The organism is Sphingomonas sp. SP4 (genome assembly GCF_058313375.1).
Genome location: NZ_JBZFLE010000002.1, coordinates 1,078,112 through 1,098,533, shown reverse-complemented (window position 1 = coordinate 1,098,533; position 20,422 = coordinate 1,078,112). Strand labels below are relative to the sequence as shown.

General features: G+C 61.7%; 22 protein-coding genes. 9 read left to right on the top strand and 13 right to left on the bottom strand.

Going from position 1 to position 20,422, the window contains the following annotated elements; all coding sequences use genetic code 11:
* Positions 1-7 precede the first annotated feature (7 nt).
* Positions 8-607, bottom strand: coding sequence for a hypothetical protein (locus AC4GYV_RS14945; protein ID WP_491101491.1), 600 nt, complete (start codon positions 605-607; stop codon positions 8-10).
* Between the two features lie 65 nt (positions 608-672).
* Complete coding sequence (locus tag AC4GYV_RS14940; RefSeq protein WP_491101490.1) at positions 673-1,224, bottom strand: recombinase family protein; 552 nt, start codon at positions 1,222-1,224, stop codon at positions 673-675.
* 45 nt (positions 1,225-1,269) lie between these two features.
* Here AC4GYV_RS14940 and AC4GYV_RS14935 point away from each other — a divergent pair, with 45 nt between their 5' ends.
* From AC4GYV_RS14935 to AC4GYV_RS14925, 3 genes are all read left to right on the top strand, one after another.
* Positions 1,270-1,944, top strand: coding sequence for a hypothetical protein (locus tag AC4GYV_RS14935; RefSeq protein ID WP_491101489.1), 675 nt, complete (start codon positions 1,270-1,272; stop codon positions 1,942-1,944).
* Positions 1,945-2,146: 202 nt separating this feature from the next.
* The gene (locus AC4GYV_RS14930) at positions 2,147-2,815 is read left to right on the top strand and encodes a hypothetical protein (protein ID WP_491101488.1); all 669 of its coding nucleotides are present in this window, start codon (positions 2,147-2,149) and stop codon (positions 2,813-2,815) included.
* 56 nt (positions 2,816-2,871) lie between these two features.
* Positions 2,872-3,612: a hypothetical protein gene (locus AC4GYV_RS14925; protein ID WP_491101487.1), complete on the top strand. Its 741-nt coding sequence runs from the start codon at positions 2,872-2,874 to the stop codon at positions 3,610-3,612.
* Positions 3,613-3,736: 124 nt separating this feature from the next.
* Here AC4GYV_RS14925 and AC4GYV_RS14920 read toward each other — a convergent pair whose 3' ends face one another.
* Positions 3,737-4,111: a DUF6491 family protein gene (locus tag AC4GYV_RS14920; RefSeq protein ID WP_491101486.1), complete on the bottom strand. Its 375-nt coding sequence runs from the start codon at positions 4,109-4,111 to the stop codon at positions 3,737-3,739.
* A 66-nt stretch (positions 4,112-4,177) separates the two neighbouring features.
* Positions 4,178-5,875 carry a bifunctional metallophosphatase/5'-nucleotidase gene (locus tag AC4GYV_RS14915; RefSeq protein WP_491101485.1) on the bottom strand — a complete coding sequence of 566 codons (1,698 nt, stop codon included), beginning with the start codon at positions 5,873-5,875 and terminating at the stop codon, positions 4,178-4,180.
* 226 nt (positions 5,876-6,101) lie between these two features.
* On the opposite strand from AC4GYV_RS14915, the gene AC4GYV_RS14910 reads away from it, so the two are divergent.
* Positions 6,102-8,810: a TonB-dependent receptor gene (locus AC4GYV_RS14910; protein WP_491101484.1), complete on the top strand. Its 2,709-nt coding sequence runs from the start codon at positions 6,102-6,104 to the stop codon at positions 8,808-8,810.
* 92 nt (positions 8,811-8,902) lie between these two features.
* A complete protein-coding gene (locus AC4GYV_RS14905) occupies positions 8,903-9,424 on the top strand; it encodes a gamma carbonic anhydrase family protein (protein WP_491101483.1) in 522 nt (173 codons plus the stop codon).
* Here AC4GYV_RS14905 and AC4GYV_RS14900 read toward each other — a convergent pair.
* The 4 genes from AC4GYV_RS14900 to sdhC all read right to left on the bottom strand — a co-directional run bounded on the left by AC4GYV_RS14900 (position 9,411) and on the right by sdhC (position 13,049).
* Positions 9,411-10,370 (bottom strand): MBL fold metallo-hydrolase, encoded by a 960-nt coding sequence (locus tag AC4GYV_RS14900; RefSeq protein ID WP_491101482.1) that lies wholly within the window; start codon positions 10,368-10,370, stop codon positions 9,411-9,413. The genes AC4GYV_RS14905 and AC4GYV_RS14900 overlap by 14 nt on opposite strands.
* Before the next feature lie 86 nt (positions 10,371-10,456).
* Positions 10,457-12,262 (bottom strand): succinate dehydrogenase flavoprotein subunit, encoded by a 1,806-nt coding sequence (gene sdhA, locus AC4GYV_RS14895; RefSeq protein ID WP_491101481.1) that lies wholly within the window; start codon positions 12,260-12,262, stop codon positions 10,457-10,459.
* Entirely contained in the window at positions 12,259-12,654 is a 396-nt protein-coding gene (gene sdhD / locus AC4GYV_RS14890; RefSeq protein WP_491101480.1) for a succinate dehydrogenase, hydrophobic membrane anchor protein, read from the bottom strand. The genes sdhA and sdhD overlap by 4 nt, the downstream gene beginning before the upstream one ends.
* Complete coding sequence (gene sdhC / locus AC4GYV_RS14885; RefSeq protein ID WP_491101479.1) at positions 12,651-13,049, bottom strand: succinate dehydrogenase, cytochrome b556 subunit; 399 nt, start codon at positions 13,047-13,049, stop codon at positions 12,651-12,653. Before sdhC ends, sdhD begins: the two co-directional genes overlap by 4 nt.
* Positions 13,050-13,173: 124 nt before the next feature.
* Here sdhC and AC4GYV_RS14880 point away from each other — a divergent pair, with 124 nt between their 5' ends.
* Complete coding sequence (locus AC4GYV_RS14880) at positions 13,174-14,463, top strand: methyl-accepting chemotaxis protein (RefSeq protein ID WP_491101478.1); 1,290 nt, start codon at positions 13,174-13,176, stop codon at positions 14,461-14,463.
* Between the two features lie 13 nt (positions 14,464-14,476).
* Here the strand turns inward: AC4GYV_RS14880 and AC4GYV_RS14875 are convergent, their stop codons facing one another.
* Positions 14,477-14,755 carry a hypothetical protein gene (locus AC4GYV_RS14875; protein WP_491101477.1) on the bottom strand — a complete coding sequence of 93 codons (279 nt, stop codon included), beginning with the start codon at positions 14,753-14,755 and terminating at the stop codon, positions 14,477-14,479.
* Positions 14,756-14,898: 143 nt separating this feature from the next.
* Entirely contained in the window at positions 14,899-15,024 is a 126-nt protein-coding gene (gene ykgO / locus AC4GYV_RS14870) for a type B 50S ribosomal protein L36 (protein WP_006833921.1), read from the bottom strand.
* 158 nt (positions 15,025-15,182) lie between these two features.
* Here ykgO and AC4GYV_RS14865 point away from each other — a divergent pair, with 158 nt between their 5' ends.
* Positions 15,183-16,214, top strand: coding sequence for an ion channel (locus AC4GYV_RS14865; RefSeq protein ID WP_491101476.1), 1,032 nt, complete (start codon positions 15,183-15,185; stop codon positions 16,212-16,214).
* Here AC4GYV_RS14865 and AC4GYV_RS14860 read toward each other — a convergent pair.
* Both AC4GYV_RS14860 and galE read right to left on the bottom strand, forming a co-directional pair.
* Entirely contained in the window at positions 16,211-16,738 is a 528-nt protein-coding gene (locus tag AC4GYV_RS14860) for a retropepsin-like aspartic protease family protein (RefSeq protein ID WP_491101475.1), read from the bottom strand. The two genes, AC4GYV_RS14865 and AC4GYV_RS14860, sit on opposite strands and share 4 nt — an antisense overlap.
* A 35-nt stretch (positions 16,739-16,773) precedes the next feature.
* Positions 16,774-17,781 carry a UDP-glucose 4-epimerase GalE gene (gene galE, locus AC4GYV_RS14855; RefSeq protein WP_491101474.1) on the bottom strand — a complete coding sequence of 336 codons (1,008 nt, stop codon included), beginning with the start codon at positions 17,779-17,781 and terminating at the stop codon, positions 16,774-16,776.
* 123 nt (positions 17,782-17,904) lie between these two features.
* Here galE and AC4GYV_RS14850 point away from each other — a divergent pair, with 123 nt between their 5' ends.
* Positions 17,905-19,077, top strand: coding sequence for a M14 family metallopeptidase (locus AC4GYV_RS14850; protein WP_491101473.1), 1,173 nt, complete (start codon positions 17,905-17,907; stop codon positions 19,075-19,077).
* On the top strand, positions 19,077-19,763 hold the full coding sequence (gene gpmA / locus AC4GYV_RS14845; protein WP_491101472.1) for a 2,3-diphosphoglycerate-dependent phosphoglycerate mutase: 687 nt from the start codon (positions 19,077-19,079) through the stop codon (positions 19,761-19,763). Before AC4GYV_RS14850 ends, gpmA begins: the two co-directional genes overlap by 1 nt.
* Here gpmA and AC4GYV_RS14840 read toward each other — a convergent pair.
* Complete coding sequence (locus AC4GYV_RS14840) at positions 19,760-20,338, bottom strand: GGDEF domain-containing protein (protein WP_491101471.1); 579 nt, start codon at positions 20,336-20,338, stop codon at positions 19,760-19,762. The genes gpmA and AC4GYV_RS14840 overlap by 4 nt on opposite strands.
* Between the last annotated feature and the right edge of the window lie 84 nt (positions 20,339-20,422).

The window sequence follows — 20,422 nt, the reverse complement described above, 5'->3', positions numbered from 1 at the left end:
AAGCGTCTCAGAAGGCACGCTGTGCGGCGACCTGGCACGTCGCGGTCATCTTCTGCCCAGCAATCTCCCTGAGCGTTCCATAGCCCACCAGTGACCCGTCAATGCGAGACAGCGTGACGTGGGCTGCGGCTGTATCCCAGGTCACCGTGTCGGCTGAAAATGTCGCGGGCCACGATTTGAATATGCCGCCCGCGTTCACGTCCGCTCGGTTGTGCCGTTCATAGAGAGCCACGCTGACCGGCGCGTTGTTGGAGTCTCGACAAGCCAGGAGAATGGGCTGCTCGTCGGTGGGAGGTGGCAAGAGCGTTCCAGACTCCATCGCCTCACGAACCTTTCGTTCCCGACGCCGCTCACGATCCGCAGCAATGGCTGCACCAAGGTTCGCCATACTGCGATTGATGTTCTCTTGGTTCTGCTGCTGGATTTGCTGCTGCTGTGCCGCGAACCCTCCCCAGTTTACGGTCGATTGGGGAGGCGCCGCTGTGGTGGTGGTCGTGCATTGGACCTGGTTCGGAGTGTAGCTGTAGCAGTTAGTGTTTCCGGTCTGCTGACCCTGAGCTGCGGTTCCAACGCATAGCCCAACGATGAGGGTCAAATACCTACGCATGACCGTTCCCCTTTCGCGAGGGTTATAAACAGAAATCAAAGAGCAAGGAACTCCGCAACCGTGTTCTAACTCTGCTCGCCTAGAGCCCTCCAGACGCTCGTGCGGCCCATGCGCAGCTCCTTGGCGATAGCTGAGGGACCCATGCCCGCCTCACGCAGCTCACGGACTCTGGCGACGTCTACGGAGGGCTTACGGCCCTTATACACCCCAGCCGCCTTCGCCTTAGCGATCCCCTCCATCTGGCGCTCCCGCCGCAGAGCCGTTTCGAACTCCGCGAACACCCCGAGCATTTGGAGGAAGGCCTTACCGGCTGGCGTGGACGTATCTACAGGCTGCTCCAGCGCCTTGAGGTGGACGCCCTTGGCCTTGAGGTCCCTAACGATTGACTCAAGGTCCAGCAGGGAACGAGCCAGGCGATCGATGCGGGTGACGACCAGGGTGTCGCCAGTTCGCAGGAAGGAAAGGACCGTAGCCAGCTCTGTGCGCCCGTCGCGGCTCGTCCCGCTCTTCTTCTCCGACCGGATGACGGTGCATCCAGCGGCTCGCAACGCCGCCTCCTGAATAGCGCAATCCTGGTCCTGCGTGCTGACGCGGGCGTAACCGATGATGGTAGACACTGGACGTTCCCCTGTCCCAATAGACCCTAAGACCTGACCGGGGTATTGTTCCAGAACGACCTAGTCAACCCAAATGGAACGCTTATTACGTTCCACCGTGCCGTTCCGGGAGGGTATACTCTATTGAACCTGTCGGCTGTCGGGCTCGAACTCGATACTATGGACCCAAGGACAGGAGGGAGTTTCATCGTGGGGCCGATGACTTGGGATGCCATTGCGACGTTTCTGACTGGTCTAGGCGCGGTCACTGGAGCGGTCGTCGTTGGGCTCCGACAAGTTGCAATTACACGCGACCAGACAGCGATAGCGGCTCGACAAGCCGACATTCTGGGGGAGCAGACAAAGCTTGCCCGACTAAGTTTCCATGAGACGCTGTTCGACCGTCGCATGGCAGTTTACGACGACGTCCATCGATTCCTCTCCAGCATAATCCAGTATGCTGCTCCGCCTTCCAAAGAGCTGGAGATGGCGTTCTTGGGCGCCACACAGCGGTCGCGGTTCCTTTTTCGCCCCGAGGTCAGCGCCGCTCTCAGCGACCTTTGGAAGAAGGCCTGCGCCTTCGAGGCGCTAAAATCGGCGATGTTCCATGCTTATCAGACGGAGGGTCACTATGGCGAAGGCAATCCTGAGAAGGAATCGGAAATGCTCAAGGAGTTCCTCGCCCGCATCGAGGAGCTTCCTGAGTTGTTCGGTGCCGAACTCCAGTTGGGAGAGGCCTAAGGCCTCATTCGACCGAGAAGTCGGACCGGTCAGTTTGGTCCCCCCATCTTGGGTCCCATATCGCCATTCTCGGTGGTTCCATCCGACCCCCCCGGCACCCAGTGACTCAAAAAATTCGCTAAAGGCGAACGACTGTTGTTGTGATGGTCCCACCAGGCGGCGCGCCTGTCGTCTCCCTGGAAACAGCTGGTAGGTTGGACGGATGAACCAAGAGTTAGACCCCGCAGAGGAACCCAATCCGCGCATTGTTGCTGCTGTCGGTACCGCGTTGGGAGCCGCAACGGCGACAGCGACAGCCACCGTCCGACGGAACTTTTCAATCCCCCACTTGAACGCCGCCGACCATTTTGCAGTCGTCCTGGCCAATCACGAAACCACGCACGCTGGCGCTGGCTGGGGACCGCACGTCGACTTCTGTAGTTGGAATGGATCAGCAGCCATCATTTTGAGCTTCTCGGCGATCGAGGCTGCGGTTGACGAGATCGAAGACGACCTGGGCCTTCCCAAGGAGCTGACGGACGTTCTCGAGCGCTCCCCGACGCTAGAACATGTGCAAGCGCTTCTGGCTCACCGAGGCTGCCCCGCCTTCGACAGAGGGGCTGAACCCTTCCAGAGTGCCGATCTGCTGCGAGCCCTACGTAATGGCCTAGTGCACCCCAAAGCGGAGTGGGACAATGCACGAGACAGGAACCGGCAACTCAGTCGGAAGGTCGTAGGAGCGCATCTTCCTCTTAGCCCGTTCCAGACCGACCCCGACCTCGCGTTCCCCCACGGCTGCATGTCGGCTGGGACTGCGAAGTGGGCGGCGGACTCAGCGCGGTCGTTCATCCGTGAACTGCGATTGCGACTGGAGCTACCGGCGACGGCTTAGGCCCGCGAGCCCGAGTGTCTTGGCGGCGACTTGCAACTCACTACATCCTTCTGACCATGGAGAATGACGGCCTTCCGAATATCGATAGGATCCGCATGTTCGTCATCGATGCGGATGGACACGCACGTTCCGACGTATGGTTTGTTCACAGCCACGGGGACCATGTCTACGTGGCGCCTCGGAAACTCGGTGGTGCGCTCAAGCTGAGTTTGCATCCGGCTGGGGCGGCCAATGACGGGTGCGATTGTCAATTTGGTCATCCCAGAAACCATGCAGAGCATCAGGAAGCCCTCGGCTTCCAACCGATGCGACCGCTCCGATGGATAAGGCGGCCTACACCTGAGCAGGGGGCTGTGCATGTCGTATCGGTGTTGTTCCCGACGGATTATTTAGGATTGGCTCCCTTCCCGCCGGAGGAAGGCAAAACTAAGCTCGCTATTCCTGTGGCGCCGCCAGGACATGCTGTTGAGGCCGCGCTTTTCATGTCGAAGCAGGCGCCCAGCGAATTGGAGGAAGCGTTCCTCCGTAAGGGTGGAACACCGCTCATCTATATGGACTTGCCATCGGGCGAGTTTGTCAGCCTCGTGGTTCGTCACAGGCCCCTGGATGATCTCCAACCGGAGCTGGACAAGCTGCGGAACCTGTCGCCCACGCCCCTGAGCGGAGCTCCTCAAGCCGGTGAGGCTATAGAAGGCCGGGCAATCATCGTCGGCGAGCCGCCCAAGAACGGCGACGCCTTTCAGCTTATTGAGGTTGGCCCCCTCACGGTTAGTAGGGACACCGACTCAGCCACTTGAGGCGCTACAAAATGGCGCTACAACTGAGCCGGTCGGGGCGAGTTAATATTGGCTCTAATCTGCCGTTTTAGGGGGCGCCGTGTCCGTTCCTCTCCTGGGCACCATTCTCCCTGCGGGAGAGCCGTCACCCTTCCTTCTTAGACTCCGGCATCGGATGATGCTTCGTGCCGCGCGACGGTCCATCGACCCGCTCGAGCGAGGATACGCGGCACCGCCGCCCCCTCACCACCACTGATGAAAAGCGATCGAAGGAGTTGGATGCGCCCGTGTCGAACCTGATCGTGTTGGTGAAATCCAGCCCGTGGCAGGGAGCGTTCAGCTTCGCCTTGAACCACTGACGGTTGCGCGCCTGCACGTAGAGCGTGCGATTGTTTGGGGCCGTCCAGTCCCGAATGCCACCGTGGTTCACGAAGGGGATGGAGGCGTTGCGCCCCTCAGCCATCGAGCCAAGGCCAGCGATTACGACGAACGCACCGATGCCAAGCGAGATTCTCTTCATCTGCGCACCTCCTGTCGGAGCCGCGCCCCTTACCACTTCAAGCTTGTTGAACGAAGCGGTAGCGGATCACTTGCCCGGCGGCCGCGCATTCACGTCCAGCACGCGGCCCTTCGCGATCGACGGCCCGCTCGCGAGGTAAGCTTCGAGCGCATCGAGATCGAGGCCGGCGTCGAAGGCGTCCGCAGTGCTGGCGAAGACCGAGAAGCCATCGCCGCCAGACGCCAGGAAGTTGTTCACGGTGACCCGATAGGTCTTGGTGGGATCGATCGGCTTCCTATCCAACGTCATGTCTACGATCCGCTGCCCCTGTGGCCGTGACAGATCATAAGCGAACCGGAAATTCGACGAGGGGACTAGGAGCGAGGCTACGGCGGATTTCCCATCCTTGGTCGCGAATTGCTGCTCCAGCAACGCCTTCAGCTGTGAGCCCGCCAGCGGCTTCACGACCAGATTGTTGCCGAACGGCTGCATCGCGAAGATCTGCCCATAGGTGACCGTGTCATCTGCTTGCGGAGTGATCCCTGTCCTAACGCCGGTCGCGTTGATGAATGACAGGTCGGCACGGCCGCGCTGGTTCGGCCAGGTGGCGGCGAGCTGAGCGTCCGCGATCAGGTCGCCCGCAGGAGATTCGCCGTCCGTTTCCGACTTAGGGGCAGGCGCCGAAAGCTTGCCCACCACACGAGCTGCCGCCGGCGCGGCCGCGTCGCGATAGCGCCGAACCAGTTCTAGGACCCCTTTATCTTCACCAAGCTCCGGCCGAACGGGCAGATTGGTCGCGGACCTGTCGGAAAGAGCGCGCGTCGATCGTTCGAAACTCAACCGGATATCCGACACCAGGAAGCCGTACTTCCCCGCGCTTGTCAGGAGCCGGTCCGCGCCGCCACGCTGTAGCCGGCAGGCATAAGCATAATGTGTATGCCCGGAAACGATCACGGAGATTGCAGGATCGAGCTTGTCCAGGATGTCGAGGATCGGACCCGCCAAACCAGCACAGCTAGACTGCTGGTATGTGTCGGGCGCCTTCGCACCCTGATGGATGAGTAGCACGATCGTGTCCGCGCCAGCCGCCTTCAACTTGGGCACCAAAGCATTCGCGGTCGCCGCTTCGTCGGCAAACGTCAGCCCTGCGACACCGGCAGGAGTCACCAGCGTCCGCGTGTCCTTCAGCGTCATGCCGATGAAGCCAATCGTGATCGGACCGAATTTCCGGACTGCGCTGCCCGGGAAGATCGTCTTGCCAGTGGAGTCCGAAACGTTCGCCGCAAGGAATGAGAAGCGGGCGCCAGCGAACGGCTCCAACCGGCAAGGCGTTCGCGTCGTATACTTTTCGCAGCCGCCCCGCTGCATGCGCAGCAGCTCGAGACGGCCCTTGTCGAACTCGTGATTTCCGACGGCATTTAGCTGCAGGCCAACCTTGTTCATCGCCTCGATGGTCGGCTCATCGAGGAAATAGGCAGACACCAGCGGCGACGCGCCGATGAGGTCGCCCGCCGAGACGGTGATCGTGTTGCGATGCCCGGCGCGAAGCTTCTCAATAGTCGCCGCCAACGCACTCACGCCGCCAAGGCGCTGCTTCATCTGATGGCCCTCCGCGAGCTTGATGGTCGGTGCGTCCGCGGGCGAATCGAGATTGCCGTGGAAATCGTTGAACGCGAGGATCTGGACCTCGACCGGATCACTCCCCGCCGACTTGGCACCAGATGCGACGGACGGCTCTGCCCCGACCAAAAAAAGCAGGGCTGTTGCAAACAGGTAACTACGCATTTGGAAGGCTCAGGATTCCTACAGGAAATACCGGATTGCGGTCGATAAAGACCGACTAAGACGGTTGCGTGACGGGCGATTCGGTTGGTAGCGCTACCGCGTTGTCACAAATCTGACACATACTTCAATTCTTAGCGTCACCCGTCATCAATCGAGCAGTCGCAATCCAACCCTAGCGGCCGCTCATCCGACAATTGTTGTTAGTGTTCCTGCGAGGGGGTTTCCCGTGAAGAAGTTCGTATTGCTGTGCACGACGGCAGTTCTGCCGTCGGCTGTTTTCGCTCAATCTACCGGTTCGACGGAATTCGAAAAACAAACCATCACCATCACTGGCAAGAAGCAGCGCTCCGTCGGCGGCGTTGAGGTGCCGCAAACGCCGAAGGCTAAGGTCATCCTGACACAGGAGGTGATCTCCCGGCAGAACCCCGGCCAGACGATTCTCGATACGATCAATCAGGTGCCGGGCGTCAGCTTCCAGAACAACGACCCGTACGGTTCCGGCGGCGGCACGCTGACCATCCGCGGCTTCGATTCCAGCCGCATCAGCCTGACGTTCGACGGCATCCAGCTGAACGACTCTGGGAACTATGCGATCTATTCGAACCAGCAGCTCGACCCCGAGCTGATCGAGCAGGTCAACGTCACGCTCGGTTCTACCGACGTCGACTCCCCGACGGGATCGGCAGTCGGTGGCACCGTGAACTATCGTACGATGGTTCCGACTGAGAAGATGGGTGCACGCATCGTCGGCTCGCTGGGCGAGTATAACTACCGCCGCATTTTCGGGCTCTTCAACACCGGTGCGATGGGCCCGTGGGGCACGCGTGCTTTCGTCGCAGCGTCGGTCGCCAAGTACGACAACCCGTTCAACAACTACGGGAAGATGGACAAGAAGCAGATCAATGCTCGCGTCTACCAGCCACTCGGTTCCAATGGCGACTTCGTCTCGGTCGCAGGCCACTACAACGAGAACCGCAACAACTTCTTCGGCTCGCTGCCGCTGCGTTGGGATACGACCCGCGTCGTCAACGGGAACACCGTTCCGCGGATCGTTGGCCCCAACACCAACAACCGCTTCCCGCGTAACGCCGGCGAGCGTGAGTACAACATCAATTATCCGTGCACGATGGCGGTTGGCCACTCGGGCGTAGCTGACTCTGTCGCCCCCTCCACAGGCCCTGATGGCGCTCCGGACCCCAATGGCGATTACGCCAGCTGCGGCACTGAATTCGACCGGCGCTATAACCCGTCGAACACTGCCAATATCCGCGGTTCCTCCAGGTTCACGCTTGGCGAAGGCCTCGTGCTCACCGTCGACCCGAGCTATCAGTATGTGAAGGCGAACGGCGGCGGCACCGTGACCGGCCGTGAAGGCGTCTACACCAAGAACGGTGTCACTTACACGGGCTTCATCGGCGGTTCCTATTGGTTCGGCCGCGACCTCAATGGTGACGGCGATATCCTCGACACCTGCACGCAGACGGCCACCGGTGGTTGCACCAGCGCCACGTCGAGCCGCGGCGTGACGCTGCTCGCTCCGAGCCAGACGCATACTGACCGGTTCGGAGTAATCGCGAGCCTGCGCTACGACATCAACCCGAACCAGTCAGTTCGCTTCGGCTATACTTGGGACCACGCCCGCCACCGGCAGACCGGTGAACTAGGCTTCCTACGCGCCAACGGCGAGCCGTTTGACGTCTTCCCGATCAATGATCCGATCTATGACGTAAACGGCGGACTGATCGAGAAGCGCAACCGTCTGTCATACGCCATTCTGAACCAGGTCTTTGGCGAATATCGCGGTGTCTTCGGCAACTTCACCATCAACGCGGGCCTTCGCTCGCCGTGGTACACGCGCAAGCTCAACAACTACTGCTTCGCGACGGCTTCGAACGGCTTTGTCGACTGCTTGCCGACGGAAGCTTTGAACGACGCCTACGCGGCTGCCAATCCGCAGGTGGTGGATCCGGTCACGGGCGCGATCACCGGCTACTCGCCTCCGCAGGGTCGCGACTTCAAGTACCACGAGCTGCTTCCGAACATCGGCGGGATCTACAACATCACGCCGAGCATCAGCGTGTTCCTGAACTATTCAAAGGGACTGTCGGTGCCGAGCACGGACAACCTGTACAACAGCTTTTACTTCCCTGTCGGCACCCCCGGGGCGGATCCGAACCCCGAAGTCACCAACAACTTCGACGGCGGCTTCCGCTATCGCAGCGGCAAGATCCAGGCGCAGCTGTCGGGTTGGTACACCAAGTTCCGGGACCGTCAGGCCTCGGCCTACGACCCTGAGTTGGACCGCACCGTGTTCCGCAATCTCGGAGATGTTCAGAAGTACGGCATCGACGGCTCGTTCGCTTATTCGCCGATCCGCGACCTGACATTCTACGCGTTCGGCGCTTGGCAGAAGAGCAAGATCGCGGACAACATCCAAATCGGCCGCTTCACCAACGGCGTCACGTCGTGTGACGATCCGGCGGCGACTGCCCTCATGTGCGCCTTCACGGCCGGCAAGTATGAGTCGGGTGTTCCGAAGTACATGTGGGGCTTCTCGGCGAACGGCCGGAAGGGCCCGGTTGAACTCGGCATCGAGGCGAAGCGCACCGGGCCGCGGTATGTTTTCGACACGAACCAGCCGACGTTCACTCCCGGCACGCCGGTGGCGACTTCAACGACCACGGTGTTCCCATCGCAGGCTCCGGCCTACTGGCTGGTTAACCTGGATGCCCGGTTCCACCTCGACAAGGTGACGCCGCAGCTGAAGAACACCTACTTCCAGCTGAACGTCTACAACCTGTTCAACAAGTTCTACGTTGGCGGGTTCAGCGGCGGCCTCAACCAGGCTCTCAGCGGAACGAACTACGGCAACCCAGGCTTCGTCCAGATCGGCGCCCCGCGCGCAGTTCTCGGATCGATCAACGTCCAGTTCTAATTCGATTTCGTAAGCGTACCGGAGGCCGGGTGGGACCATGTTCCGCCCGGCCTTCTCTTTTGTGCGACGCCTGAGGACGCTAGTGGCGGTGCATGCCGCTCTACAGCCTTGGCGATCTGAGGCCTGAAATCGCAACCGGAGCGTGGGTCGCACCTTCGGCTGACGTGATCGGCAACGTCCGCGTCGGGGCCCGCGCGAGCGTCTGGTTCGGCGCAATCATCCGCGCCGACAATACCCCGATCATCATCGGCGAGGACAGCAACGTCCAGGACGGCGCGATCGGCCACAGTGATCCCGGCTTCCCGCTGATCATCGGCGAGCGGGTGACGGTGGGCCACCAGGCAATCCTTCACGGCTGCACGCTCAAGGACGATTGCCTCATCGGCATGGGCGCGCGCATCCTCAACGGTGCGGTCATCGAAAGCGATTGCCTCGTCGGCGCCGGAGCCCTCATCACCGAAGGGAAGGCCTTCCCCGCCGAAAGCTTGATTGTCGGCTCACCGGCGCGCGCGGTTCGGTTGCTCACCGATGCCGAGAAGCAGGCGCTGCGAGTTTCCGCTGCGCATTATGCGGAGAAGGCTGCGCGCTACGCGGCCGAGCTCAAGACGGCTTAAGCGACTTGCAGAATCTCTGCTGCTCTTCGGGCGACGACCGCAGCCGCGTATCGATGTAATAAGCCGCAGCCTCTCGGACATATTGACGATGGTCCGGCGGGATGAAGCGCGCTGCGGCACTCTCCCATTCCGAAATGCATTGGCTCTTCGGCACAGCCGAGCGGCCGCACCGAACAAACTCATTGTAGGCAGCACGCCACCGCATGAAGTCGGCGCGATCCATCACGTCCCCGTGCCCAGGAATCAGTGTACTGAACGGCGTCGCTGCAATCTCGTCGAGCGCACTGCTCCATCCATCTGGGCATGCAGTATCCATGAAGGGAACGAGCCCAACCACCAGATCCCCAACGATCGCGACATGCGTCTTACGATCGTAAATCCATACGTCGCCTTCAGTTGCCGCGAACTTTGCGAGATGCACATCGAACATTCGGCCGCCGATGCTCATTTGCTCTGATTTCGTGATTGGATCGGTCGGCCGCAGCGTCTCCGGATGATCAATCCTGGAGCGGCCACGCATGATTTGCGCCTTCTGACCCGTGGGAGTTTTCGGATCGGCCAAAAGCTTGTCGCTCTGCGCACGGTTCTGATTGAGAAATGCCACAAGCGCTCCTTCTATTGCAGCGCTCCCGAACACCCGCACGTGCTTATAGGCCTGCCTGATGTCAGCGTTCCCGGTCGTATGATCGAGATGCCAGTGGCTGTTGACGACCGCGACAATGGCTCGTCCCCTCCGTCTCGCATAATCGAGGATCGCTCGCGCGTGCTGCGGCGACCTCCCCGTGTCGAACACGATCAGCCCGTCGCGCGCATCGAGGACTATCGTATTGCCGTCAGGCCCCTGCCAATCGAGCGGCACACGGCCCGGAATGACATGAAGGGGTTCCGCGCGAATTGGCGACGCGCAGGCGACCAGCATCGAAATCGCTGCGGCGGCAATTCGCATCCGCCGATTTGCGACTGTTCATCCCAGAAATGGAATGACGTTTCGTCGGCCAGCAATCGAAGGGCGACCAGCCGACGAACGACGGATCAGTACACGCGCGCCTTCGGCTTGATGTATTCGATGTCCTCGGTGAGCGTGAACTCGTGCACGGGGCGGTAGTCGATCTTCACCCCGTCGGCCGGCGCTTTTCCACCCCACGCGTCGAACCAGGCGACCGTGTGCTTCATCCAATTCTTGTCGTCGCGCTTGGGATAATCTTCCTGCATGTGCGCGCCGCGGCTTTCCTTGCGGTTGGCGGCGCAATGCATGGTGATCACCGCCTGGCTCAACAGGTTGTCGAGCTCGAGCGTCTCGACGAGGTCGCTGTTCCAGATGAGGCTGCGGTCGGACACGCGAACGTCGGCCATCCGAGCGAAGATCTTGTCGATCCGCGCGACGCCTTCGGAGAGCGAGCGGTCGGTGCGGAAGACGCCACAGTCGGCCTGCATCGTACGTTGCATCTCCAGCCGGATCTCGGCCGTCGGGCTGCTGCCCTCCGCATGCCGGAACTTGTCGAGGCGCGTGAGCGGCAGCTCGGCCGAATCCTTCGCCAGCTCCTCCTGGATCGCGCCCTTCTTGATGGTCTCACCGAGACGCAAGCCGACAGCGCGACCAAACACCACAAGGTCGATCAGGCTGTTCGAGCCCAAGCGGTTCGCGCCGTGGACGCTGACGCAGGCCGCTTCGCCGACCGCGAATAGGCCGGGCACAACCGCGTCCGGCATGCCGTCCTTCAGCGTGACGACCTCGCCATGATAGTTCGTCGGGATGCCGCCCATATTGTAATGAACCGTCGGCACCACCGGGATCGGCTGGCGCGTCAAATCAACGCCGGCAAAGGTCATCGCGGTTTCAGTGATGCCGGGAAGTCGCTCGGCCAGGATCTTCGGATCGATGTGGTCGAGGTGAAGGAAGATGTGGTCCTTGTGCTCGCCTACGCCGCGGCCTTCGCGAATTTCCATCGCCATCGATCGCGACACCACGTCGCGGCTCGCTAAGTCTTTCGCGCTCGGTGCATACCGCTCCATGAAGCGCTCGCCTTCAGCGTTGGTAAGATAGCCGCCCTCGCCCCGGGCGCCCTCTGTGATCAGCACACCCGCGCCGTAAATGCCGGTGGGGTGGAACTGGACGAACTCCATGTCCTGCAGCGGCAAGCCTGCGCGAGCGACCATTGCATTGCCGTCGCCGGTGCAGGTGTGCGCCGACGTCGCAGAGAAATAGACGCGCCCGTATCCGCCGGTCGCCAGCACCACGGCCTGCGAACGGAAGCGATGGATCGAACCGTCCTCGAGGGACAGCGCGACCACGCCGCGGCACGCGCCGTTTTCCATGATCAGGTCGATCGCGAAATATTCGATGAAGAAGTCCGCGTCATACTTCAGGCTCTGCTGATAGAGCGTGTGAAGCATCGCATGGCCCGTGCGATCCGCGGCCGCGCAGGTCCGCTGAGCAGGCGGGCCCTCACCCATATTCTGGGTCATGCCGCCGAATGCACGCTGGTAGATCTTGCCCTCGGCGGTGCGGCTGAACGGCAGGCCCGAATGCTCGAGCTCGATCACCGCCGCCGGAGCTTCGCGGCACATATATTCGATCGCGTCCTGGTCGCCGAGCCAGTCCGAGCCCTTGACCGTATCGTACATGTGCCACTGCCAATGATCGGGCCCCATGTTGCCGAGGCTGGCCGCAATACCGCCCTGCGCAGCAACGGTATGGCTGCGGGTCGGAAACACCTTGGTCACGCAGGCGGTCTTCAGGCCCTGCTCGGCAGCTCCCATTGTGGCGCGAAGGCCCGATCCACCGGCGCCGACGACCACGACGTCATAGCTGTGGTCGATTATCTGGTAAGCGCTCAAGCGACTGCCCCGAATACGATCTGGCCCAGGGCGTAGAGCGCCAGCGCTCCGCCGCCGACTGCGAGGAACAGGAAGAAGGTGTTCCACGCGAAGCGGCGGCCTTCCTCATGCACATAATCGTCGACGACGACCTTTAAGCCGTCGAGGCCGTGACGGAAGGCTACGACGATCAGCAGCGCCATCGGCACTGCGGCGCTTGGGAGCCGCAGCCATTCAATCACCGTCTGCCGGTCGAGCTTGGGGAGCAGCAGCAGCGAGGAGATCAGCCAAACACCGAGCAGTAGCAGCGCAATGCTCGTGACCCGCTCGGTCAGCCAATGCTCGCCGCCTTCACGAGCAGAGCCGAGGCCGCGGACCTTGCCCAGCGGCGTGGAGCTTTGACCGAGGCTCATGCGTGCGCTCCCATGAGGATGTAGGCCCAGAGGGCTGCCGTCAGCAGAACCGACCCAACGATGGTCATGATTGCGAACGCCTTGTTCGTATTCAGCTCGAACGCCGCGCCGGTATCCATGACGAGGTGACGGATGCCCGACAGCAGATGTTGAAAGAAGGACCAGGTCAGGCCGATCAGGACGATCAGCCCGATCGGGCTGCCAGCCAGCTTCGCGAAGTCGAGATAGGCGCTCTGACCCTTGGCCAGCGCAAGCAGCCACCAGGTCAGGACCGTAAGGCCTGCAATGGACAGCGCAACGCCCGTTGCGCGGTGAAGGATCGAAACGACCATATGCGGGCCCCACCGCCACACACCAAGGTGCGGCGAGAGTGGGCGTGGATGTGAGCTTGCCATGGGGCGCCCGCTTAAGACGCGCGCTTGAGCTAAGCAAGATTCGCGACCCCGCCTAACCCACCCTTAACCATTCTGCGCCAAACAGCCGGGCAACAAGATTGCCGAGAATGTGGAGACCGGACTGATGAGTGGCGCGACTGGACCGCTGCAGCGACTGACCGACGAACAGGTGAAGGCGCGGCTTGCCGCCTACAACCCCGACGGTTCTCTCGACCGCGACATCGTGCTGCTGCGCGACAATTGCGCCGACATCATCGCCGCCGAAGTACTGAGCCAGTTCGGGCCGGAGCGGGCGAAGCGCTATCTCGAAACGCATTCGAACAAGGTCGATGCGGCGTGGGTTCAGGGAGTCGCCGAGTACGGTCGCGAAATCTATCGCAACAAGACCTCCGTGCCCGCCTACATTGCCGCACGCACCCAGACCGCCAGCCGTATCGTCGGCAAGATCGCGCAGAGCTTCACCAGCGATCCGGCGCTTCTCTCCGGCTGCGTCAGCGCCTTCGTGCGGCTCAGCACGTTTGAAACCGACATCATCCTTGCGCAGGTCGCCTTGCTCGAGGCGATCGAAGCCGCCGACATTCGCGGCCGCGAAAGCGAGCAGTTCGAACGCCGCGTGGCCGAGTTGGTCATCGCAAGCACCGAGCAGTCCAAGTCCTTGACCGACCGCACCCGTTCGACTGCCACGTCGGCGCGGGGCATGCTCGGCAAAACCAGCGAAGTCGCTGCTGCCGCCGAGCAGTCGGCCGTCGCCATGCGCGAAGCCGCCCAGACGGCCGCCGGCCTCATCCGCGCGATCGAGGATGCGCGTACGGAGGTGGAAGTCGCCGCTGGCGTCGCTACCCGCGCGGGCGACCAGGCCAGCCAGGCGGTGAAGGTCAGCAAGGCGCTTTCGTCCCACGTCGAAGCGATCGAATCAATCCTGAGCCTGATCCGCGACATCGCTGGCCAGACCAATCTCCTGGCGCTCAACGCCACTATCGAGGCGGCACGTGCGGGCGATGCCGGACGCGGCTTTGCCGTCGTTGCTCAGGAAGTGAAGAGCCTCGCGTCGCAGACCGCTCGCGCGACCGACGACATCACGGCCAAGATCACCGCGATCCAGCAGGCCACCCGCCAGACGGTGGACGCTAACAGCTCCATCCAGGGAACCGTCGAGGAAGTGCAAACTTCCGCGGACCGCATTCGCCAGGCGATGGAGCTACAGGCCCAGACCGTGACGATGATCACTGCCGCCGTGGACGAAACCGCGCTAGCCGCCGATTCGATGAGCTCGACCATTGCCGCGATCCGCACCGACACCGAAAATGTCGCCAAGGACATCGATCAGGTGGAACAGGGCTTCAACCGCTTCAGCGATCAGATCGCCAACTTCAAGTCGACGGCCAAAGCCTTCGTGAATGGGATGGCGGCCTAAGCGCCGCTAAGCGTCACCCGTTCGGGTTGCACTGGCGAGTTTCCTTATACTCGCCGGACGCCGACCGCTCCTTGACGGTGACGCAATTGCCCTGACGCTGCTCTTCGCGCCAGCTGCCGTCGGGCTTGGTCACGCGGTTGCCCGACTTGGGCACGCGCTTCCCGTCCCGGATTTCCCAGTTGAAATTGCGCGGCGTCTGCTGAGACTGCTGCGCGAAGGCAGGCGTCGTGAGACCGGCCGTCGCCATCATGGCAACGCCGCCAAGCACCAGCAGGGACTTGCCGATACGCATCTTCACAACACTCCTTGCGCGCCCTCTATCTGCCAGTGCGTTAACGCGCGCTGACAAGCGTTCGCTACCCTAAACGGGCTTCTTCGGCAGGATATGTCGTAAGTCTCGCCCCGAATCGCAATGGGGCGAAGGCCGACGGGCTGTTAGCCCTGGCGCGCCTTGAACCGACGGTTCGTCTTGTTGATGACGTACGTACGGCCGCGACGACGGATGACTCGGCAGTCCCGGTGGCGCGACTTCAGCGATTTTAGCGAATTGCGAATCTTCATGGCCGGGCGCCTGCTCGTGTCTCGTTACTAAGTTGTTGGAAAGGTCCGAGGACCGGCGGCTCCCCTAGAAGGGGTATCGCTCCAAGTCAAGGAGCGGCCGTTAACGTTTGCCGTCGCCGTTTGCACCCGATTCCGCGAGACCGCCGTTTGTGCCGCCAATGGCGCTGAACGTCATCTTTTTCGTGGCCGGCATCATCCTCGCCGGAATGACGTTGCGAGACGTGTTCGACACCGTGGTGGTGCCGGGCGGCAGCCGAGCATCCTTGAGGGTAGCTCACCGCTTGGTCTTCGTCCTCCTTCCGGTGTGGAAAGCAGTGCGTGGGCGCAGGCGCGGCCTCTCCACGACGTTCGCGCCGTTCGTCCTGGTGTCTTGCTTCATCATCTGGATGAGCATGCTCGCGCTCGGCTTCGGACTGATGGCCTATGCCTTGCGCGGCGATTTCGCCCCGGACCTCCGCGGCTTCGGCGATGCGGTTTATCTGTGCGGAAGCTCACTCGTGACGGTCGGTCTCAGTCACACCAACCCTGAAGGCAATGCGCGGTGGGTGGTTCTGGGCGCCGGCTTCTGCGGCCTAGCTGTGATGACCATGGCGGTGACTTACCTGCTCGAAGTGCAGAGCAGCATCGCTCGGAGAGACACTGGCATCATCAAGCTCAACACCTCAGCGGGCGATCCACCGTCGGCGCTTTCGCTACTCGAACGCTTCGCCGCGATCCATAACCGGCAGGCGTTCAGCGAGGTGTTGGAGGAAGGCCGCAACTGGTGCGCGACCGTCCGGCAAAGCCACTCGACGCATCCGTCGCTTATCTACTTCCAGTCGGTCGGAACCGGCGCCGGTTGGCCCGCGGCGCTCGGCGCGCTGCTCGATCTCGGGCTGCTCTTCGAGATGCTCATCGACGAACGCGAGCTGTACGGCCGCGCACTGCTCCTGCGCGAGGAGGGCAGCCGCATGGCGCGAGAACTGGCCATGGTCATCTCATTGGATCGTGAGGATCAGGCTCCTCTGGAAGATGATCTGCGGGAGGCAGCGCTTCGAATCGAGCAATGCGGATATCCCGTTCGCGAAAACCCTGACTTCGCGGCCATGGCAGATCGCCGAGCCGAATATCAGGGGTGCGTCGATGCAATTGCCGACCACCTGGGCAAGCCAACGTCCCTCCTCGTCCGAAAAGCCGACTCGCGCTCCTAGCGCAGTGTCATCTTATCGCCGTGGATCTCCACGGAGGCGAATTTCGTCAGAAACGTCTGCCCCAGGAGCGACTGCTGTCCGCCGTTCAGGACCATCGCCGGCATATTGTCGACGCTCTTTTCTCCCAACGAGATCTTGTCGATGGTCACGAACTCCCCGTGAACGCTTCCGTCGGCGCCCTGCCCCACGACATTTGGCATGCCGATCGACGTCGCGATTCCGGCCCGACGCGCGTCGTCGCGCGACAGCGCAATCCCCGTCGCGCCCGTGTCGATCAGCATGCGGATCGGCGTCCCGTTGATATCGACGTCAGCATAGAAATGGCCGTTCTGCTCTCGCTGGAGCTGGATCGCACCATCGACGTTTGCGATCATCTGCGTGGGCCCAGTTTCGGCCTCGGCGCTCGCTTGACCGACGATATGCGTTTGCTGAGGCCCGACAGCTTTCGGCGGCGACCCGACACCGGTCAGCATCGACGCGGTGACGCCGATCACGAGCACGATGATCAGATAGGCCCGCAACATCCGCTGAGATTAGGCGGGGCGCGGTAAAGGAACGACTAAGCGGCTGAACTCCGGCGATCCTGGAGCTTCCGCTCCCACGCGAGTGCGTCGCCGACAATCTTGTCGATTTCCTGGTAGCGAGGCTTCCATTCGATCGTCTCGAGGATACGCTTGTTGGCCGAAACGAGCGCCGGCGGATCGCCCGCGCGCCGCCCCTCCATTACTCGCTTGATCGGCAAGTTGGTCAGCCGGTCGACCGCATCAAGCACCTCGAGCACCGACAGGCCGCGCCCGTAGCCGCAATTGACCACGAGGTTCTCACCCGGATTTTCGATCAGCCACTCGAGCGCCGCGACATGCGCAGCGGCGAGATCGGTCACGTGGATATAATCGCGGACGCATGTGCCGTCCGGCGTGTCGTAATCGGTACCAAAGACTGAGATGTGATCGCGGAGGCCGACCGCCGCCTCGACTGCCACCTTGATGAGATGCGTCGAACCCTTGCCTTGCTGGCCCGTGCGCAGCTGCGGATCGGCACCCGCGACGTTGAAGTAGCGCAGGGCGCCATAGTTGAATGGATGTGCGGCCGATGCATCTCGCAGCATCCACTCGGTCATCAGCTTTGAAGCGCCGTACGGGTTGATCGGCTCCTTCGGGTCCTCCTCACGCACCATCGACGTCTCAGGTGCGCCGTAGACCGCTGCGGTCGACGAAAAGAGGATGTGCTTCAGCCCACTCTCGACCGCCGTGCTCAGAAGAGCATGCGTCGCGACCGTGTTGTTCCCATAGTAAGCGAGCGGCTTCTCGACCGATTCCGGGACCACGATCGACCCCGCGAAGTGCATGATCGCCTGAATGCCCTGCTCGGCGAAAATTCGCTGAACCAACGCGCGGTCTGCGATTGATCCTTCGTAGAAAGGCACATCGTCCGGCACCGCGCTGCGTGAACCGGTCGACAGATCGTCGATCACCGAAACGCTCCACCCCGCGTCCTTGAGCGCAAGCATGGCGTGGCTACCGATATATCCGGCTCCGCCGGTGACGAGGACTGGGACTTTACTCATAGGTCGGCGCTAGCGAACGCGCGACGAACGCGCCAGTGCCATGGGCTGAGGCCCTCGGTTTGCCTCATCCGCACCGTCGCACTATCAGCCGCCGCGAACTTCATCATCACCGAGTAACAGCGCATGACCCTCACGATTTCGAACTCGTTCGACGCCGGCAACATCCGCGTCGTCAAGCACGACGACGATCGCGTCGACCTTGAGATCGTGAAGGATCACATGAGCGACTTCTACCAGTGGTTCTACTTCCGCGTCGCCGGAGGTGCCGGACGCGAGGTGACCTTGCGCATTACCAATTGCGCAGGCTCGGCCTATCCGAACGGCTGGCCCGATTACAAAGGCGTGATGAGTCTCGACCGCGAGGAGTGGGTGCGCATCAGCGACACGAGCTATTCGGACGGCGTCCTGACGATGAAGCTGACCCCACCGCAGGACGTCGTGTGGATTGCGTATTTCGCCCCTTATTCAATGGAGCGACACCACGACCTCGTGACGCAAACCGCAACCATCCCGGGCGTCGAATATCGTTCGCTCGGCAAGAGCCTCGACGGCCAGGACATCGATTGCCTGACCATTGGCGATGGCCCGCTCAGCGTCTGGCTCTATGCGCGCCAGCATCCCGGCGAGAGCATGGCCGAATGGTGGATGGAAGGCGCGCTCGAAAAGCTCACGGACGAGGACGATCCCGTCGCTCGTGTGCTTCGTGCCGAATGCACTTTCAACGTCGTTCCGAACATGAACCCCGACGGATCACGTCGCGGGCACCTCCGCACCAACGCCGTCGGCGTAAACCTCAACCGTGAGTGGCACGCTCCGTCGGCCGAAAAGAGTCCCGAAGTCCTTTGCGTTCGCAACGCCATGGACGAGACCGGCGTCGACTTCGCGATGGACGTGCACGGCGACGAAGCCATTCCAGCCAACTTCCTTGCCGGCTTCGAAGGAATTCCTTCGCTCACTGACCGCCAGCAGAATCTGTTCAATTTGTTCGGCGAAACGCTTGAGCGAATTTCGCCCGATTTCCAGCGCGAGCAGGGCTATGAGATTCCGGCGCCCGGCCAGGCGAACATGTCCATGTCCACGACCCAGCTGGCCGAGCGCTACGGTTGCGTGTCGATGACGCTCGAGATGCCGTTCAAGGACAATTTCAACCTGCCCGACGAAGTCTACGGCTGGTCTCCACAGCGTTCGAAGTACTTGGCTTACGCCTGCCTGGACGCGCTGAACGGTGTCCTTCCGGAACTCAAAAAGGCGGCGGCTGAACGCGCCTCTGCCAAGCGAGAGAAGGTCGAAGCCTGATGCCGACGCTCGTGCTGCTGCGACACGGACAGTCGCAGTGGAATCTGGAAAATCGTTTTACCGGCTGGTGGGACGTCGATCTTAGCGAACAGGGAATCCAGGAAGCGCGCGCAGCCGGCAAGCTGATGTGCGAGAAGGGGCTGAACTTCGATGTCTGCTTCACCAGCGTCCTCACCCGAGCCATCCGCACTTTGCATCTCGCACTGCACGAGATGGACCAGCTGTGGCTGCCAACCTCCAAGGACTGGCGGCTTAACGAACGTCACTATGGCGGGCTGACGGGTCTCAATAAACAGGAGATGATCGACAAGGTCGGGGCCGAGCAGGTCAAGATCTGGCGCCGCTCCTACGACATTCCGCCGCCACCGCTGGACGAGGACAGCCCCTACAACGTGAGCGGCGACCGCCGTTACACCGGCATAAATGTGCCCCGAACCGAAAGCCTTAAGGACACGATCGCGCGAGCACTTCCTTATTACGAGGAAGCGATCGTTCCCGCCTTGCGGGAGGGCAAACGTGTGCTCGTTGCTGCGCACGGCAATTCTTTGCGCGGCATCATCAAATATCTATCGAACATCAGCGATGATGAGATCGTCGGTCTCGAAATCCCGACGGGTAAGCCGATCGTCTATGAGCTGGCCGACGATGTGTCGGTGCTGAAACGCTACTACCTCGACGAGGCTTAAGCGGCCGCTTTCCGCCGGTACATTTCCTCGTCGGCGCGCGCCATGACGGTCTCGACGGTATCGCTCGCTTCGATCACGCCGACACCGATTGCCACGCTCAGCGGCAACTCGTCGCCGTCATGGACGAATTCGCAGCAGGCGATCTGGTCGATCAGGCGGCCTGCCGTCTCATGAGCCACGGCCTCGGTGGCACTCTCCAGCAGGATCCCAAATTCGTCGCCGCCGATTCGCGCGACCACGTCGCTCTTGCGAACGCCGCGCGCCAGCAAGCCAGCTACCTGGATCAACGCTTCGTCACCAGCCAGATGGCCGAACGAATCGTTGATTGCCTTGAGGCCATCGACGTCCACGAAGAGCATTGCGGCCTTGGTGTCGTAACGGCTGACGCGCGCGATAAGCCGTTCCAGCTCGCGCAGAAAACCGCGCCTGTTCGGCAAATCGATCAAGCTATCCTGATGCGCGAGGTGGTCGAGTTGCTCGACGCGTTGCTGCAACTGCGCAACTTGAGCGCGAAGCCGACCTATCTCTGCAACGAGCCGCTGTACGTCCTCGTCTTCGCTCACTTGCTCAGACATTGCCCCCGAGCCTGCCCCCTGTACGGACTGATGACATAGCGCGATTCCAAGACCTTGAAAATCCAGTGGCTTTACGGATGCGGT

Coding starts and splice junctions, on each gene's coding strand:
- AC4GYV_RS14945 (WP_491101491.1), bottom strand. CDS start 607: ATGCGTAGGTATTTGACCCTCATCGTTGGGCTATGCGTTGGAACCGCA.
- AC4GYV_RS14930 (WP_491101488.1), top strand. CDS start 2,147: ATGAACCAAGAGTTAGACCCCGCAGAGGAACCCAATCCGCGCATTGTT.
- AC4GYV_RS14925 (WP_491101487.1), top strand. CDS start 2,872: ATGGAGAATGACGGCCTTCCGAATATCGATAGGATCCGCATGTTCGTC.
- AC4GYV_RS14920 (WP_491101486.1), bottom strand. CDS start 4,111: ATGAAGAGAATCTCGCTTGGCATCGGTGCGTTCGTCGTAATCGCTGGC.
- AC4GYV_RS14915 (WP_491101485.1), bottom strand. CDS start 5,875: ATGCGTAGTTACCTGTTTGCAACAGCCCTGCTTTTTTTGGTCGGGGCA.
- AC4GYV_RS14905 (WP_491101483.1), top strand. CDS start 8,903: ATGCCGCTCTACAGCCTTGGCGATCTGAGGCCTGAAATCGCAACCGGA.
- AC4GYV_RS14900 (WP_491101482.1), bottom strand. CDS start 10,370: ATGCGAATTGCCGCCGCAGCGATTTCGATGCTGGTCGCCTGCGCGTCG.
- sdhD (WP_491101480.1), bottom strand. CDS start 12,654: ATGAGCCTCGGTCAAAGCTCCACGCCGCTGGGCAAGGTCCGCGGCCTC.
- sdhC (WP_491101479.1), bottom strand. CDS start 13,049: ATGGCAAGCTCACATCCACGCCCACTCTCGCCGCACCTTGGTGTGTGG.
- AC4GYV_RS14880 (WP_491101478.1), top strand. CDS start 13,174: ATGAGTGGCGCGACTGGACCGCTGCAGCGACTGACCGACGAACAGGTG.
- AC4GYV_RS14875 (WP_491101477.1), bottom strand. CDS start 14,755: ATGCGTATCGGCAAGTCCCTGCTGGTGCTTGGCGGCGTTGCCATGATG.
- ykgO (WP_006833921.1), bottom strand. CDS start 15,024: ATGAAGATTCGCAATTCGCTAAAATCGCTGAAGTCGCGCCACCGGGAC.
- AC4GYV_RS14865 (WP_491101476.1), top strand. CDS start 15,183: ATGGCGCTGAACGTCATCTTTTTCGTGGCCGGCATCATCCTCGCCGGA.
- AC4GYV_RS14860 (WP_491101475.1), bottom strand. CDS start 16,738: ATGTTGCGGGCCTATCTGATCATCGTGCTCGTGATCGGCGTCACCGCG.
- galE (WP_491101474.1), bottom strand. CDS start 17,781: ATGAGTAAAGTCCCAGTCCTCGTCACCGGCGGAGCCGGATATATCGGT.
- AC4GYV_RS14850 (WP_491101473.1), top strand. CDS start 17,905: ATGACCCTCACGATTTCGAACTCGTTCGACGCCGGCAACATCCGCGTC.
- gpmA (WP_491101472.1), top strand. CDS start 19,077: ATGCCGACGCTCGTGCTGCTGCGACACGGACAGTCGCAGTGGAATCTG.
- AC4GYV_RS14840 (WP_491101471.1), bottom strand. CDS start 20,338: ATGTCTGAGCAAGTGAGCGAAGACGAGGACGTACAGCGGCTCGTTGCA.